General features: G+C 44.2%; 14 protein-coding genes. 1 reads left to right on the top strand and 13 read right to left on the bottom strand.

The window, feature by feature from the left end:
* Positions 1 to 94: 94 nt before the first annotated feature.
* From CN378_RS05585 to CN378_RS05535, 11 genes are all read right to left on the bottom strand, one after another.
* Positions 95 to 2,011 carry a stage V sporulation protein D gene (locus CN378_RS05585; protein WP_257141023.1) on the bottom strand — a complete coding sequence of 639 codons (1,917 nt, stop codon included), beginning with the start codon at positions 2,009 to 2,011 and terminating at the stop codon, positions 95 to 97.
* 238 nt (positions 2,012 to 2,249) lie between these two features.
* Positions 2,250 to 4,442: a penicillin-binding protein gene (locus CN378_RS05580; RefSeq protein WP_098350939.1), complete on the bottom strand. Its 2,193-nt coding sequence runs from the start codon at positions 4,440 to 4,442 to the stop codon at positions 2,250 to 2,252.
* Positions 4,442 to 4,810, bottom strand: coding sequence for a cell division protein FtsL (gene ftsL / locus CN378_RS05575; RefSeq protein WP_098350938.1), 369 nt, complete (start codon positions 4,808 to 4,810; stop codon positions 4,442 to 4,444). The genes CN378_RS05580 and ftsL overlap by 1 nt, the downstream gene beginning before the upstream one ends.
* A gap of 25 nt (positions 4,811 to 4,835) precedes the next feature.
* Complete coding sequence (rsmH, locus tag CN378_RS05570; protein ID WP_098350937.1) at positions 4,836 to 5,771, bottom strand: 16S rRNA (cytosine(1402)-N(4))-methyltransferase RsmH; 936 nt, start codon at positions 5,769 to 5,771, stop codon at positions 4,836 to 4,838.
* A 37-nt stretch (positions 5,772 to 5,808) separates the two neighbouring features.
* Positions 5,809 to 6,240, bottom strand: coding sequence for a division/cell wall cluster transcriptional repressor MraZ (gene mraZ / locus CN378_RS05565; protein WP_098350936.1), 432 nt, complete (start codon positions 6,238 to 6,240; stop codon positions 5,809 to 5,811).
* Between the two features lie 215 nt (positions 6,241 to 6,455).
* On the bottom strand, positions 6,456 to 8,075 hold the full coding sequence (gene bshC, locus CN378_RS05560) for a bacillithiol biosynthesis cysteine-adding enzyme BshC (RefSeq protein ID WP_098350935.1): 1,620 nt from the start codon (positions 8,073 to 8,075) through the stop codon (positions 6,456 to 6,458).
* Between the two features lie 87 nt (positions 8,076 to 8,162).
* Positions 8,163 to 8,549: a DUF3397 domain-containing protein gene (locus CN378_RS05555; RefSeq protein ID WP_098350934.1), complete on the bottom strand. Its 387-nt coding sequence runs from the start codon at positions 8,547 to 8,549 to the stop codon at positions 8,163 to 8,165.
* A gap of 1 nt (position 8,550) precedes the next feature.
* Positions 8,551 to 9,447: a 2-dehydropantoate 2-reductase gene (locus tag CN378_RS05550; RefSeq protein ID WP_179884818.1), complete on the bottom strand. Its 897-nt coding sequence runs from the start codon at positions 9,445 to 9,447 to the stop codon at positions 8,551 to 8,553.
* A 136-nt stretch (positions 9,448 to 9,583) separates the two neighbouring features.
* Positions 9,584 to 11,125 (bottom strand): acyl-CoA carboxylase subunit beta, encoded by a 1,542-nt coding sequence (locus tag CN378_RS05545; RefSeq protein WP_098350932.1) that lies wholly within the window; start codon positions 11,123 to 11,125, stop codon positions 9,584 to 9,586.
* Positions 11,126 to 11,222: 97 nt separating this feature from the next.
* Entirely contained in the window at positions 11,223 to 11,438 is a 216-nt protein-coding gene (locus CN378_RS05540; RefSeq protein WP_098350931.1) for a biotin/lipoyl-binding carrier protein, read from the bottom strand.
* Positions 11,439 to 11,497: 59 nt separating this feature from the next.
* Complete coding sequence (locus CN378_RS05535) at positions 11,498 to 12,847, bottom strand: acetyl-CoA carboxylase biotin carboxylase subunit (RefSeq protein WP_098350930.1); 1,350 nt, start codon at positions 12,845 to 12,847, stop codon at positions 11,498 to 11,500.
* 232 nt (positions 12,848 to 13,079) lie between these two features.
* Between CN378_RS05535 and CN378_RS05530 the strand changes: the two genes are divergently transcribed.
* Complete coding sequence (locus CN378_RS05530) at positions 13,080 to 13,556, top strand: N-acetyltransferase (protein ID WP_098350929.1); 477 nt, start codon at positions 13,080 to 13,082, stop codon at positions 13,554 to 13,556.
* A gap of 52 nt (positions 13,557 to 13,608) precedes the next feature.
* Here CN378_RS05530 and CN378_RS05525 read toward each other — a convergent pair whose 3' ends face one another.
* A complete protein-coding gene (locus tag CN378_RS05525) occupies positions 13,609 to 14,232 on the bottom strand; it encodes an RsfA family transcriptional regulator (protein ID WP_098350928.1) in 624 nt (207 codons plus the stop codon).
* 132 nt (positions 14,233 to 14,364) lie between these two features.
* A complete protein-coding gene (locus CN378_RS05520; protein ID WP_098350927.1) occupies positions 14,365 to 15,123 on the bottom strand; it encodes an enoyl-CoA hydratase/isomerase family protein in 759 nt (252 codons plus the stop codon).
* Positions 15,124 to 15,150: the final 27 nt, after the last annotated feature.

Raw genomic sequence — 15,150 nt, 5'->3', positions numbered from 1 at the left:
GTAAATCCCGGGGCTAAATCCCATGCCAAAGCCCCGGCATAAAGAAAAAGTATATCATGAAACACCCATTCATGTGGACCTATGTCCAACATAATTATTCAGATAGATAAACCCTCACTTTCGAACCCTGTTTGATTTTCACCCCGGGGTCAGGTGACTGACTCACCACTTTTTCCCCGCTTCCGCTTACGTCCAAGTCCAGATTGACCAATTGTTCCTGTAGTTCCTTTTTTGTCAATCCGACTAAGTCCGGGGTCTCGACCATAGGAGTGTCGGTCCACGTCATCTCTTTTTCAATTTGACCTTTACGCTTCGGTACGCCCATCGCTTCCAGACTATCACCTATGATACTCCCTCCGATCGGGGCAGCCACCACACCTCCGAATTGAATCGTCCCCTTCGGATTATCTACCGCCACATATACCACAATTTGAGGGTCATCCGCAGGGGCTACTCCCATAAAGGAAACGATATGATTGTTTTCCAGGTATTTACCATCCTTTGCTTTTTGAGCTGTTCCCGTTTTACCGCCTACCCGGTAACCGTCTACAAATGCTTTCTTACCGCTACCCTTTGCAACAACGCTTTCCAACGCTTCACGAATCTGTTTTGACGTTTCTTCGGATATGACCCTTTTCTTGATTTGAGGAGTCTTTCTCATAACCACCTCTCCCGTTGAAGGATCGATAAGCTCTTTGGCAATATAAGGCTGATACAACACTCCCCCGTTGACCGCTGCAGATACAGCGGCTACCTGCTGTATGGGGGTTACGGCCACACCTTGACCAAATGCGGTCGTCGCCTGCTCTACCGGCCCCACCCGGTCAAGATTAAAGAGAATCCCCTTCCCTTCTCCTTGCAGATCAATTCCCGTCTTTTGACCAAAACCGAAATCATGAATATAACTGAATAGTTTTTCTTTCCCTAATCTCTGACCCAATTCGACAAAACCGGGGTTACATGAGTTCTGTACCACTTCTAAAAACGTCTGGGTCCCGTGTCCCCCCCGCTTCCAGCAATGGAGGGTAGATCCTGCCACTTCGATATGACCTGGATCATGGAATGTTTCTTTGTAGAGATCCACCTTCTTTTCTTCCAGTGCTGCGGCCAGGGTAATGATCTTGAACGTAGACCCCGGTTCATAGGTGCTCCAAATCGGTAAATTACGGTTATATATTTCCTGTGGTACATTGCGGAAGTTTGCCGGATCGAACGTCGGCCGGCTCGACATGGCCAGTATTTCGCCATTTTTAGGGTTCATGGCGATGGCAATGATGCCATCTGGATTATAGGTCGCCTCAGCGATATCCAATTCACGCTCCACGATGGTCTGAACCTTGGTATCGATCGTTAACTTTAAATCCAGTCCATTTTCCGGTTTTTCAAAATCATCTGCCATATCAGGCATTCTCTTTCCTTTGGCATCAGAGAAAAACTTCACATATCCTTTATCTCCACTAAGCTCTTCATCATATGAAAGTTCGAGTCCCATCAGTCCCTGATTATCAATTCCGGCAAACCCAAGCACATGGGATAAATAGCTTCCATATGGATAATACCGCTTAGAATCCTCTCCTAAATAAACACCCTTTAAATTTAAATCCCTTACTTCTTTCGCTTTTTCATATGAGATCTTTCTTGCTTCCTTTATCAGGACCATATTGGCTTTCTGTGTTACATATTTATATGCAGATTCTACTGAAATATTAAGAACGGCCGCCAGTTTATCTGCTGTTCCCTTAGGGTCAGTGATCTGCCGGGGAACGACAAATATTGTTGGTGCACTTTGATTCCCTGCAAGTTCCACTCCATTCCGGTCTACTATTTTCCCTCTCTCGGGTTGAAATGGGATGTTTCGACTCCAGGAGTCTTTTGCCAGGCCGGTCAGCCAGTCCCCTTTAAAAAACTGAACATACCCCAGCCTGATATCTATGATGGAGAATATGAGGACTCCTACAATAAGTGCTACAGCCAACCTCTTCCTTACCGTTACATTGGATACTCTTTTCACAAATGGAACCTCCCCTTCTATGGCTCGTTCCATTATATGCTTGTACTTAATGTGGTATGTTTGAATTCATCGAAAGACTCATGACGGCCATTGCATTTGGGAATCTCTGGTTAACATGATGTTATGACAACATAAATAAAAGGGATGACTAAGATGACAGTCCTCCCTTCTCCTTGCCTGTTTCAAGGGAAACGGGAGAAGGAGGGAGGTTGTATCATCGATTAGTCATCCCTTTTTGCTAATTAAGAGGCTGTTCATTTTCTTCTTTCGGGATCGCTGCTTCTTCAGGGGTCTTGAAGTTGACGACAAGCGGCTCATCTTTCTTGACCTTTACTCCAGGCTGAACGTTTTGGCTGACTGCATATCCATTTCCAACCATATTGATCTTCAGACCGGCGATACCCGCTACCTTAAAGACATCTCTTACAGACCATCCCTTCATATCCGGTATGGTGATGTCTCCGTCGGTTCTGATCACGACTCTCTCACCTTCAAGGATGGCGCTTCCACCTTGAGGGAGCTGTTTGACCACTTCAGAACCATTTCCGACTACAACGGGAGTCACCCCTGCTTTTTCGAGCTCCTTCTTCGCTTCTTCCACACTCATTTTTCCTGTGTCAGGAAGAGACTGTTTTTTCAGGCTCACTTTTTCCTGAGGTTTGATGTTCAGGTATTTTAAGCTATTCTGCATAACTGGATTGAATACGGCCGATACCGGGTCCGAGCCGATTTCAGTCGGCTCCAATTCAGGCTGCTGCACCCCCACATAGACAATTAATTGAGGGTCATCGATGGGAGCCATGCCCATGAAGGAGAAGAGATAATTTTCTTTCCCGACCATATACCGGCCATTGGCAGGATCCGGAATCTGACCTGACCCCGACTTACCGCCGACACGATATCCTTCTATCGCAAACTTCTGTCCTGTACCATGTTCAGAAGTGACGGTCGTTTCAAGATATTCCCTGGTCTTGATCGCCGTTTCTTTCGAGATGGGACTGCCTGAAACTTCAGGCTTTGTCTCTTTGATTACTTTATTCGTGTTCGGATCGACGATTTTAGAAATGACATAAGGCTTCATCATTTTGCCATCATTGGCAATCGCAGACTCTGCCTGGATCATTTGAAGCGGTGTGACGGTTGTACCCTGACCGAAGATGGTCGTGTATTTTTCAATCGGGTAATGATAAAGGATCGACCCCGCTGCTTCATTCGGTAAACCTACATCTGTCGCTTCACCAAATCCAAAATCATGTAAATAATTCTCATATTTCTTGAACCCGATTTTATCCAGGAGGTTGGCAAAGGCAACATTGGAAGATCTTTGTACACCTTCTAAGTATGTAATGGTCCCCCAGCCTTCCCCTCCATTATGGTCGCGGATGGGATTGGGAACATTCTCTACGTAGAACTTACCAGATTCATAGGTTTCATTCGGGTTGAACTTGCCTTCATTCACGGCAGCTGCCAGAGAAAAGGACTTCATCGTTGAACCGGGTTCATAGGTATCTTCGACGATGATATTGGTCCAGTTATCCAATAATCCCTCTCTTGTATCCGGATGAAAGGTGGGTCTTTGACTCATCGCCAAAATCTTCCCTGTTTTCGGGTCGGATACAATGGCAAACATTTTCTTCGGCTTGTATTTTTTTTGAACTTCATTCATGGCCTCTTCAAGGAAGGTCTGAATTTTTTTATCGATCGTCAGATAGAGATCGTCCCCATCTTCAGGCTTAGTCACATGTTCGTCTGCATTCGGCAGAAGATAGCCCCATACATCACTCTTATATTGAACAGAACCATCCTTGCCCTTTAAGACATCATTGAAGCTTGCTTCTACGCCCATTTTCCCCACTGTAGTGGAATCGCCGTCATCATTGGTTGTTTTTTGGGCAAATCCGATCAGATGTGATGCAAAGGAGCCGTTCGGATAAAAACGCTTCGCTTCTTTCCTGAATGTGATACCAGGAAGGTCCGCATCTTTGATTTCAAGCATTTTTTGGTGTGATAAGTCTCTGCCGGGAGCCCCGAATTCCACTTGATATGGTCCTTTTTGATTTAAGCGGTCATAGATTTCGCTCTCTTTCATATCAAGATATTCAGCGAGAACTTTGGCCGTCTTTTCAGGTTCCGTCACGTGCTTCGGTTTCTTCGGATCACTCGTGATGCTTGGATCCAGTATTGCAACTAATGTATAAGCGGACGTATCCTCCGCAATCACTTCCCCTTTACCGTCAAATATCGTCCCTCTATGTGCTTCTAAGATATGACTTTTTATATATTTTTTTGCGGCTTGTGAAGCTAGGACCTTCCCCTCCGCTTCCCCAGTGACCTGAATGGTGACGAAGCGGACCATTAATACAAAAAAGAGCAAGCCGAAAATCCCGAAAAGGATGGCTGCCCCTATGTTCATGCTTGGTCTCTTTTTCATTATTGTTCAACAACCTTAACGTTCTTTTCTTTCAGGTTAAGCCCAAGTTCCTTTGCTTTTTCAAGGATGCGCTCATACGTACTCAATTCGCTTACTTGAAGCTTCAGGTCATTATTCGCCTTTTCTTGTTTTTCAATAGTCGTTTCAACGTGCTGAACCTCTTTGTTTACATCATAGATGGCGGCCTGGGTTGATACAATTTGAACGGCCAGGAAGCAAAATACCATGGCGAAGATGGCCACAAGGATTTTCTCACCCGGTGTGACAACGGATCTTCTTTCCTCATTCAACCTTTTGGGTTTGGCTTGAACGGACTGATAGGATTTCTCAACTTTTTGCTGCTCGTAATTTCTGGCTAGGTTACTCAAAATTCTCCCTCCTGTTTCCTTCTATTTATATATTTTTTTCTGCGATTCTCAATTTAGCCGACCTGGCTCGATTATTCTCTTCCAATTCTTCTTCGCTTGGCAGGATCGGTTTTCTTGTTACAAGTTTAAGTTCTGCCTCATACCCTTCTGGGATAATCGGTAATCCCGGAGGCAGGTCAGGGCCTGACGCTTTCTCTTTGAACATCGTTTTACAAATCCGGTCCTCTAAAGAATGAAACGTTATGACACTCACTCGTCCACCCTTATGAAGAAGCCCGATGGCTTGTTCGAGCGAATCCTCGAAGGCTCCAAGCTCATCATTGACGGCAATTCTGATTGCCTGAAAGACCCTCTTGGCGGGATGACCGCCCTTTCGTCTTGCAGGAGCAGGAATCCCATCCTTGATCAGTTCCACCAGTTCTCCCGTCGTTTCGATTGCTTTCACTTCACGTGCTGCTTCAATCTTCCTGGCGATCTGCTTTGAAAACTTTTCTTCTCCATATCGATAAAAGATCCGGACGAGGTCTTCAAACGACCAGTGATTGACGACATCATAAGCACTCACTTCCCCTTGTAAGTCCATTCTCATGTCGAGAGGGGCATCATGATGATAACTAAAGCCTCGTTCTGGAGTATCCAGTTGAGGTGATGACACACCAAGATCGTATAGAATCCCATCCACACTATGTACTCCAAGATGTTCAAGCTCTTCCTTGATATTCCGGAAATTTGATTGAACGAATGTCACCCTGTCCTGATAGGATGAAAGCTTTTCTTTTGCGTGGCTGATGGCTGTTTCATCCTGATCGAAGCAGTACAGATGTCCCTCAGGCGATAGCTGACTGGCAAGATATTCACTATGCCCGGCTCCGCCTAACGTACAATCGACGTATACTCCATCTTCCTTGATATCCAAGCCATCTACGGTTTCTTTCAATAATACGGTTGTATGTTTAAACATGTTGACTTCACCTTTCCAATCGAACGTTTTGTGGGGGTTAAATATCAAACCCTGCCATATTCTCTGCAAGTTCTGCAAATGAATCTTCAGACTGTGTGAAATAGTCTTCCCATAATGATTTACTCCAAATCTCAATTCGATTGGAAACTCCCAAAATAATGCATTCTTTATCCAATTTTGCATAATTCACAAGTGTAGCAGGAATATTCACCCTGCCCGTCTTATCCAGTTCACTCTCGGTTGCTCCAGAGAAGAAAAACCTTGTGAAGGCTCGGGCATCTTTCTTAGTCAGCGGCAGGGCTTTGAGCTTTTCCTCTAGGGATCGCCACTCATCCATGGGGTAGCCAAATAAGCACTGATCAAGTCCCCGGGTAATGACAAATGAATCTCCGAGGTGATCACGGAACTTGGCAGGTACAATTAAACGGCCTTTATTATCAATGTTATGTTGATATTCGCCCATGAACATATGCACTGCCCCCACTTTCTAACACAAATGTACCACATCCCCCCACTTTTCTCCACTCTTTTCTATATTCTTTCCCTGCAAAATATTTCCTCTATTTTTCATTAGTGTTTTTCCCGCTTTTCCAGACAAATTTCCGGGGGTGAAATTTGTCTTTATCCAACAGAAAAAGGACCAAATCCGCAATTTAAAACGAATTTGGTCCTTTTTTATTGAGTTTATATATAAATCACTTTATGCGTTCCATCAAAAGAATAATCCTGCATGGTCAAATCCCTAATAAAAGTGGGACCGTATTTGTTCAGGAAGTAAAGGACGTTCCACGTTCTCTCCTGTGGGCCCTCATTCGGTCTGATACTGTTTTCCACTTTCATAAATTGAGTGAAAATTAATGAGTGCTTATCTTTCAGTGCTTTATCCACTTTTTTGCGTAAATAATCGAACTGACTCAGATGGAATTCAAGGTTCTTATCGATGATCGGATTTAATCCCTGATCGATCGTTAGGGCTTCTTCCCTGATCCGTCTATATTTGCGTTCGAGGTCATCCTGGAGGTCTTTCATTTCTATCTCTAACCCGGGGCGTTCAAGTGATTTCCAAAAGGCATCCCTGGCAGTTGATACGCCTTCTGTTATCACTCCGTGAAGCGTCAATTGGAGCTCCTGGATCCGTTTGCTTATCTCCCTCTCCACGATGGTGATATTCAGCCGCGGGACGACCGGAGGCATCTTCAAGTCTACGCATTCAAAAGCTTTTTTCAATTCGCCCCAATAAGCGATTTCACCCGGACCAGCAATAAACGCCAGGTTCGGGAATAACCATTCCTGCATCAAAGGCCTGGTGACGACATTATTGCTGAAGGTTTCCGGACTTTCTTCCAAAATCGCCAAAAGCTCCGCAGAGGAATACGTCTTCCCGCTATTTTTCTCAAAGAAAGTATCCCCATCCCTATCCAATAAAGCTCTTTCATTCTGAATTTGAAGAAAGAGATTCGCTGCAGAAGAGGAGATTTCCAACTGGGTATTAAACCCATTTTCCCGGATCTCCTCCTGTTGCTGAAGGACCGCATCTGTGATGGACTGACTGCTTTCTATCAAATGACGGAAATGGGTCGCTTCAAGTCTTCTGAGCGGAGGGTGAGAGGAATCGATGACCAATAACCCGAAATCCTTAAATAAGCTCATAACCAGATGGGCAAATAAGCGAACAATCGTTTCCTCCCGGTCGATCATACTATTGAGCTCAGATGACAGATCATTCGTATAAGACGTTTCCCCGAACATTGCCAGGATGTCTTTCAGCCATTTCTTCATCACTGGTTTTGTATACGAGATATGAGAGGTCATCTTTTTTTCAAGAACTCTTTCAGGGTACCCGATCTTCTCGAGTCTTGATCCCTTTTCTACGTAAATATGGTTCACTTCTTGATAATCGTGATCTTCTCCCGCTATCCAAAAAACCGGTACAACAGGGTGGTTCAGTTCCGCTTCCTGCTGCCTTGCCAATTGGATGACAGAAATGATTTTATGTATGGTATAAAGAGGCCCTGTCAAAAGCCCGGCCTGCTGTCCTGCAACGACGGTTACCGCATCGTTTCCCAATTTCTCAATGGACTCTCCCACTTTATCGGAAGAAGGCAGCCCCTGCATATACGAAGATATACATTCAGTCAGACCTTCCCGGGGGAACTCACGGGAATCTAAATCCTTCATCCGCTCTCGGTAGACTGCAGGGGTGTTGATATTATAGTGAAAAAAAGAAGTGACTGGCTCTTCTTGTTTTAAATATTTAGAGGCAAACTGATTTATTGCTGGAATGTTTAAGCTTTCCAATTCCATATGAATTACTCCTTTTCTGGCTCAAGATATCCTAACGATGAGTATATCATTCCACATAAGGAAAAGGAAAAAACTTGCCTGTTAATTTTAATACAATTCTAAGATGCGGAGGATGAGGCCGGTGATCATCAATGTGATATAGGCAGTGAAAAATAAGAGGAAGTTGACTCTCCAGAAGCCTCTCAATACTTTTGGGTAATGAATCTCACCCTTCGCCTTCCAGTACATGATGGCAAACAGGACCCCTATGGAACAAATCACAAGAAAAATAAGCCACAGATAGGATGTCTGCCAAATGGCGAGGACAATGAAGTGAACGGATACAATCAACAGAAAAGTCGTAATATCAATGGCGAAGTGGACTGCCTTCCGGTGACTTTTCATGATTTCCTTTGCAAGAATAAAGCTAATGAAATATCCCAAAAATGGGATCATAACAAAAATGGCAATGATCGTCGAAAAAATGGAAGCCATTTTATCCCCCCAGACCTTCTCTTTCTATTCCTTTAACTAATCTGTATAGTACATTCATGATGGGTACAAAATGGTTTTCTTTCTGCGCTTTTTCAAGAAGAACGCCCAAGATGGATTCAATTTCCGTTCTTCTATGCGATTCAATATCCTTTAACATGGAAGACCGGTTTTGATATGTATTCCTGCAAATATCGACCACTCTATCGAAAGAGATCGTTCCTTCCATATGAGGGAACAGGAGTAGAAGCTCGCTGAATAACTCCCGTTGCAATAGGTGAAAATGAGGGTTCTCGGTCAGCTTTCCATTCGTCACACCGGTTAAAGCCGTCAGAGGATTGATGGATACATTGACAAACAACTTATTCAGGAGCATCTTCTCGAAGTCATCTTGTATGATAAAAGGGAAGGAATCGATACACTTAGTTACAACTTCTTCCACCACACCCCATTTACCTCTAATCAACGCAATATTCGTCCCAGCTTCCCCTAAATGATGAATGGTCACATCATTCTCTTTCAGTGCCCCATGCTCAACCGAGCCGGCGATCAGATCATGATGTGGCAAAGATTTCACCCATTCAACATGACCGATCCCATTTTGAACGAACAAAAGGGGCACATCGGAACCAATTTTAACGAGTGCGTCCTCAAGTGATGAGAGATCGTATTCTTTCACAGCTACAATCGCAAGGTCTAATTTCTCATGCGCTGCGATACTTTGTACTGCTCTGACTTTCGTTGTGGTCGTGGAGCCTTTTTTATGTATAGTAATCCCATTTCTCATCAGGGAGCGGACCTGGGACTCCCTCCTAACGATAAGAGTCACATCATATACACGGCCCAAATTGCCCGCAAATAAAAGACCGACAGCTCCTCCTCCAAAGATTCCTATTTTCATAAAGACTCCTTCTCTAATCATAGTGTATGACTATTTTACCAAATTTTTCACATAATGAAAATGCTTCGGTTGTAACATCCAATGCCTCATTGAAAGAAAGGGCCCGTTCCAAAGGAACGGGCCCTTATTGATACCCTTAGACAGGATATACAGGATGTTTCCTTTCACTGAAACTTACATCCTTTGTTTCATAAAGCTTATAACGTTGGATCAATACGGATCGCAATTCATTTGGAGCAGTGATTTCATCTACGATTAATTCAGATGCCAATTTGTAAATATCGATATGCTCTTTATATTCCTTCTGTTTTTCCTGCACATACTGAATTCTCTCTTTAGGATCTTCAATTGCCTGTATCTTATTTGAATACACAGCGTTCACTGCCGCTTCAGGCCCCATCACGGCGATTTGCGCCGTAGGGAGGGCGATGCATACATCCGGGTCGAATGCAGGACCGGCCATTGCATATAAACCGGCTCCATAAGCTTTTCTGACGATCACTGAAATTTTCGTTACCGTTGCAGAGCTCATGGCTGCTATCAACTTCGCACCATGACGGATGATTCCGGCTCTTTCCACTTTGGTCCCGATCATGAATCCCGGTACATCTGCCAGGAACAATAATGGGATATGGAAGGCATCACACAGCTGAATGAATTTAGCCCCTTTGTCTGCAGAGTCATGGAAAAGGACCCCGCCTTTTACTTTCGGCTGATTGGCAATGATTCCGACTACGTTCCCATCCAATCGTCCGAAGCCGGTGATCAGTTCAGGAGCGAAGAGCTTCTTCATTTCAAAGAAGCTTCCTTCATCAATCAATGTATCAATGCAGTCATACATATTGAAAGGAGCGTTTTGGTGTTCGGGGATGATATCCTCCAGCAGCTTTTCATGTTTAGGGGCAAGTCCATCCAACACCTTTGGCTTGTGCTGATAATTCGCCGGGAAATAACTTAAGTATCTCTTCGCTTCCTCAATCGCTTCCTCTTCAGATGCAGCAAGAAGGTCTCCACAGCCACTGACGGTACAGTGCATTCTTGCGCCACCCATTTCTTCAAGAGTCACTTTCTCCCCGATGACTTTTTCCGCCATACGCGGAGAACCAAGATACATGGACGCATTTCCATCAACCATGATTACGATATCACAGAACGCCGGGATGTATGCCCCACCAGCGGCAGATGGTCCAAAAAGGACACAGATTTGCGGAACCATCCCGGACATCTTCACTTGATTGTGAAATATTTTACCGGCACCCCTGCGATTCGGGAACATATCCAGCTGATCGGTGATACGCGCTCCGGCAGAATCAACCAAATAGAAGATAGGCACTTTAAGATTCAGGGCTGTTTCCTGGATGCGGATGATTTTCTCTACCGTCCTCGCACCCCAGGAGCCGGCTTTCACCGTGGAATCATTCGCCATGACACACACGGTCTGACCCCCTACTTTCCCGATTGCCGTAACCACCCCGTCGGCCGGCAGATCTTCTGCCTTATTGTTTGCAAACATTCCATCTTCTTGATAATCCCCATGATCGAATAATTGTTGAAGACGATCACGAACAAACATCTTTTTCTGTTCCTTCAATTTCTCATGATACTTAGGCTGACCACCAGACTCGATTCTTTCTCTCGTTTCTTCAAGAGTATTGATGATCGTTTTAGATGTCGACATACTATCCCCTCCGTCGTTATATGTAATCGAATACGATGCCCTTACAGATAAGCCAGAGATCACGAACGATCTCTGACTTATTGTTTACCCACGATGATTAACCTTCCATTACCAGTAATACGTCTCCTTCATTCACGAAGTCCCCTACACTTACTTTAATTTCGGTCACTTTTCCTCCCGCTTCTGCTTCAACAGGAATTTCCATTTTCATTGATTCAAGCATCAGGACAGTGTCCCCGCTGGATACTTCCCCACCTTGTTCCACCAGTACATTTAATACGGTCCCTGCCATTGTTGATGTGATTTCCTTCATGATTGATTCCTCCAGTTTGTCCTCTTAAGTTTGTGTTTGTTATGGACTTACATCCCCGCCTACGTGCGGTTGGCTGTTAAAAAGTCCTGAAGCCATTTCGTCGTATAAGATCCTTCCATAAAGCCGCTGTCTTCAATGATATCCTTGAAAAGGGGGACATTCGTTTTGACCCCTTCAATGGTTACCCCTTCAAAGAATGCCTTCGCTTTATGTAATGCATCCTCACGGCTACTTCCCATAATGATACATTTTGAAATCATGGGATCATAGAACGGTGTCACCTTATTCCCTTCTTCGTATCCGCTATCCACCCGTACACCCTCGCCTTTGCCCCATTGCAATGCCGTCAACTGACCGGGAGAAGGGTAAAAAGTCTTTGGATCTTCTGCATAAACGCGGAATTCAATTGCATGACCGTTCATCTGGATTTCTTCCTGCCTGCAAAGAGGAAGGGGCTCACCATCCGCCACAAGGAGCTGCCATTTCACAAGATCAAGGCCGGTGACCGATTCAGTGACCGGATGCTCCACCTGAAGGCGTGTATTCATCTCAAGGAAATAAAAATTCTCGTTTTCATCCACGATGAATTCTACCGTTCCTGCATTGGTATAATTCACTGCCTTACCGGCCTGCACGGCAGCTTCAAACATTTTCTCTTTTGTTTCTTGAGATAGGGCCGGGGAAGGTGATTCTTCTATCACTTTCTGATTTCTTCTCTGAACTGAGCAATTACGCTCAAAGAGATGGACCAAGTTCCCATGATGATCCCCGAATATCTGAACCTCGACGTGTCTCGCATTTTCGATGCATTTTTCAAGAAAGACTTCCTCTTTCCCAAAATAGGCTTTTGCACGGTTTTTAGTAGAGTCGAAGCTTTGAACGAGCGCTTGCTCATTTTCGCAGCGGATCATGCCGATCCCTCCGCCACCGCCACTCGCTTTCAACATGACGGGATAGCCGATTCCGGCTGCCACCTGCTTGGCCGCGTCAATGGTTTCGACTCCGCCGTCGCTTCCCGGGACTACCGGTACCGACGCTTCCTGCATCACTTTTCTCGCCTCTACCTTGTCTCCCATTTTATCGATGATCTCGTGGGCAGGGCCGATAAAAACGATCCCCTCTTCTGTGACCTGCTTTGCAAAGTTGGCATTTTCAGATAAGAGCCCGTAGCCGGGATGGATCCCATCCACCTTTTCCTTTTTTGCAACATCCAGTATATTGTCTGCTACCAAGTATGATCGATTCACTTGTGATTCACCAATGCGGTATGCAACATCCGCTTCTTTCACAAAGGGCATATCCTGATCTGCATCTGAATAAACCGCGACTGTTTGAATGTTTAACTGTTTACATGTTCTGATGATCCTTGAAGCGATTTCTCCCCTGTTTGCAATTAATATCTTCCGCACAATCTCTCCCCTTTCTTCATGGAACACATCTGTTCATAATACGAATTCTACAAAAATCGTCGAAATCCTTCTTCTCTATTGTAAACGTTTTCTTAATTAAGTGCAGAATTTTTTGTTTTTTTGTTATATAATAATAATAATTAATCGTTCTACCTTTCAATCGATTGCAACCGGATACATGATTTATCATGTTTCCCCAGGTTTATTTTTTAGCATTTTAGGAGGTCATATTATGGCAGTGAAAGTGGAAAAATTAAAAGTAAATTATAAAACTCTAGAGGAGTTTAAGAAATTTAAAGAATATGGTGTCCAGGAATTATCGATGCTTGAGGACTTGCAGGCGAATATTATCGAAAACGATAGCGAATCTCCATTTTACGGAATTTATTTCGGCGATACCCTGGTTGCCAGAATGAGCCTTTACCAGCGCAATGCCCGTTTCGATCAATACTTCGATCCACCGCAGGATTACCTGGAGCTCTGGAAGCTTGAAGTATTGCCAAAATATCAGAACAAACATTACGGAAAAGAACTGGTGGAATTCGCCAAGAACTTTGGTTTACCGATCAAGACCAATTCCCGCATCAAATCACAAGGATTCTGGGAAAAGATGGGCTTTGAAGCCGTTACGTATGAAGTAGAAAGAGATCTCGGGGAGAATCCTTACGTATGGTTCCCTGAAGGAGTCAAAGAACAAAAAATAAGTTAACACACTAAAAAAGGCTTGCTCATTGATCTATGAGTCAGCCTTTTTTCTGTATTCATTTATTCAACCTTTGCAAATTCCCGTTTTTATCCATCTGGAATTTCACTTTGTCTTCGTTTCCCTGCAATAGCGCCATTTTCCTCGCTTTTTCAAAGATGGCTAATAAAGATTTGTGATCTTCTTCAAGGAGGGTGAATTTTTCTTCATAGTCTTTTAATTCCGATTCTGCTCCCTTAAGCTTTTCTTCCAGTTTTGAGATTTGTTCGAGCAGCTGGCTGTTTTCATTCCTTACTTTCTCTTCATTTTGTATGGCTTCTTCAGCTTTTTGGAGGTACTGGATCATACCTCCCATTGAAAATGCTTCAGGAGCCGCAGTTGAGAGAGCCGGTGTACTGTCTTCTTTAGGTACTTCCTTTTGATTTTCCAAAGTTTTGATGACCTGAGAGTGCTTCTTGGAGTGCTTCCTCTGTTTTTTTGCAAGTTCAATTCCGGATTTATATTGTTTACGAACAAACGAGTTCCAGCGAAAGCCGCATGCCGCTGATGTTCTTGATAGTTTTTTTCCTACTTCTTCAAACGCTTGCAGCTGCGTACCACCTTCACGGATATGGCGCAAAACCACTTCCGCTAACAATACATCTTCATCCTGGCTCCAAGCATCCTGTCTATTTGAAGACATTTCCATCCCCCCTGTTTAATCCGTTTCTCCATACATATGCTCTTGCTAGAGAAGATAGAATCAACACCATTATTTTTACAGCATAAAAAAAGGAACAGATGCTGACCTCTGTTCCTTATGGTTCAATCGTATTTAGTTGGAAAGGAATGTATCCACGGCATCGTGGTGTTCGTCACGAGCCCAGAGCTTGGAGCATTGTTTAATTTCTTCTAAAATATTCTTTTCTATTCTTTCCTTATCCCATTTCGTAAGAAGTTGATGCTTATAGGCCTTCAGGACACCTGCAGATTTTGATGAGATCATTTGAATAAGCGGAATATCATGCAATGGTACGATGTCATCCACCAGCTCATCGATAAACCCCATTTCATAAAGGACTTCGGCTCCTTCGACACGCGCTGTCATCAAAAGCGAAAGGGCACTGGACGCAGGTAGCCTCTCCAAAAGCAGGGTCCCTCCTCCCCATCCGGTGGTGATGGCAAGATTCCCTTGGACGAACCCCATTTTTGCCGTTTTTTTCGATACCCTGAAGTCACATGCAGTGGCGATCTCGCATCCCCCTCCAATCGCAGTCCCATTAATGAAGGCTATCGTAGGTTTCGGCAGAAAGGCCAGTCTTGTCAGAAGCCCTCCCATTTTACTGAGCATTTCATAGCTTTCACTTTCCGTTTTAAGACTATGAAACTGTGACAGATCCCCCCCGGAACAGAAAGCATGATCACCGCTTCCTGTTATCATCAGGGCTTTCACATGATCGTTTTGGACACTTTCTTCCAGTGCCCTCTCAAGTCCGTCCATAACTTCATAACTCACTGCATTTCGCTTCTCAGGCCGGTTAATGATGAACTTCAATATACCTTCATCGTTCATATGTATTAGATATTGTCCCAATTCTATAACCCCCTCCTATTTTACTTA

Source organism: Bacillus sp. AFS015802 (genome assembly GCF_002561455.1).
Taxonomy (GTDB): Bacteria; Bacillota; Bacilli; order Bacillales; family Bacillaceae_B; genus Rossellomorea.
This window is presented reverse-complemented; position numbering and strand designations above follow the sequence as displayed.

What these genes read in the sequence shown, in the direction of transcription:
- mraZ (WP_098350936.1), bottom strand. Translation starts at nt 6,240, where the DNA reads ATGTTCATGGGCGAATATCAACATAACATTGATAATAAAGGCCGTTTA.
- bshC (WP_098350935.1), bottom strand. Translation starts at nt 8,075, where the DNA reads ATGGAATTGGAAAGCTTAAACATTCCAGCAATAAATCAGTTTGCCTCT.
- CN378_RS05555 (WP_098350934.1), bottom strand. Translation starts at nt 8,549, where the DNA reads ATGGCTTCCATTTTTTCGACGATCATTGCCATTTTTGTTATGATCCCA.
- CN378_RS05525 (WP_098350928.1), bottom strand. Translation starts at nt 14,232, where the DNA reads ATGTCTTCAAATAGACAGGATGCTTGGAGCCAGGATGAAGATGTATTG.
- rsmH (WP_098350937.1), bottom strand. Translation starts at nt 5,771, where the DNA reads ATGTTTAAACATACAACCGTATTATTGAAAGAAACCGTAGATGGCTTG.
- CN378_RS05530 (WP_098350929.1), top strand. Translation starts at nt 13,080, where the DNA reads ATGGCAGTGAAAGTGGAAAAATTAAAAGTAAATTATAAAACTCTAGAG.
- CN378_RS05580 (WP_098350939.1), bottom strand. Translation starts at nt 4,442, where the DNA reads ATGAAAAAGAGACCAAGCATGAACATAGGGGCAGCCATCCTTTTCGGG.
- CN378_RS05550 (WP_179884818.1), bottom strand. Translation starts at nt 9,447, where the DNA reads ATGAAAATAGGAATCTTTGGAGGAGGAGCTGTCGGTCTTTTATTTGCG.
- CN378_RS05540 (WP_098350931.1), bottom strand. Translation starts at nt 11,438, where the DNA reads ATGAAGGAAATCACATCAACAATGGCAGGGACCGTATTAAATGTACTG.
- CN378_RS05545 (WP_098350932.1), bottom strand. Translation starts at nt 11,125, where the DNA reads ATGTCGACATCTAAAACGATCATCAATACTCTTGAAGAAACGAGAGAA.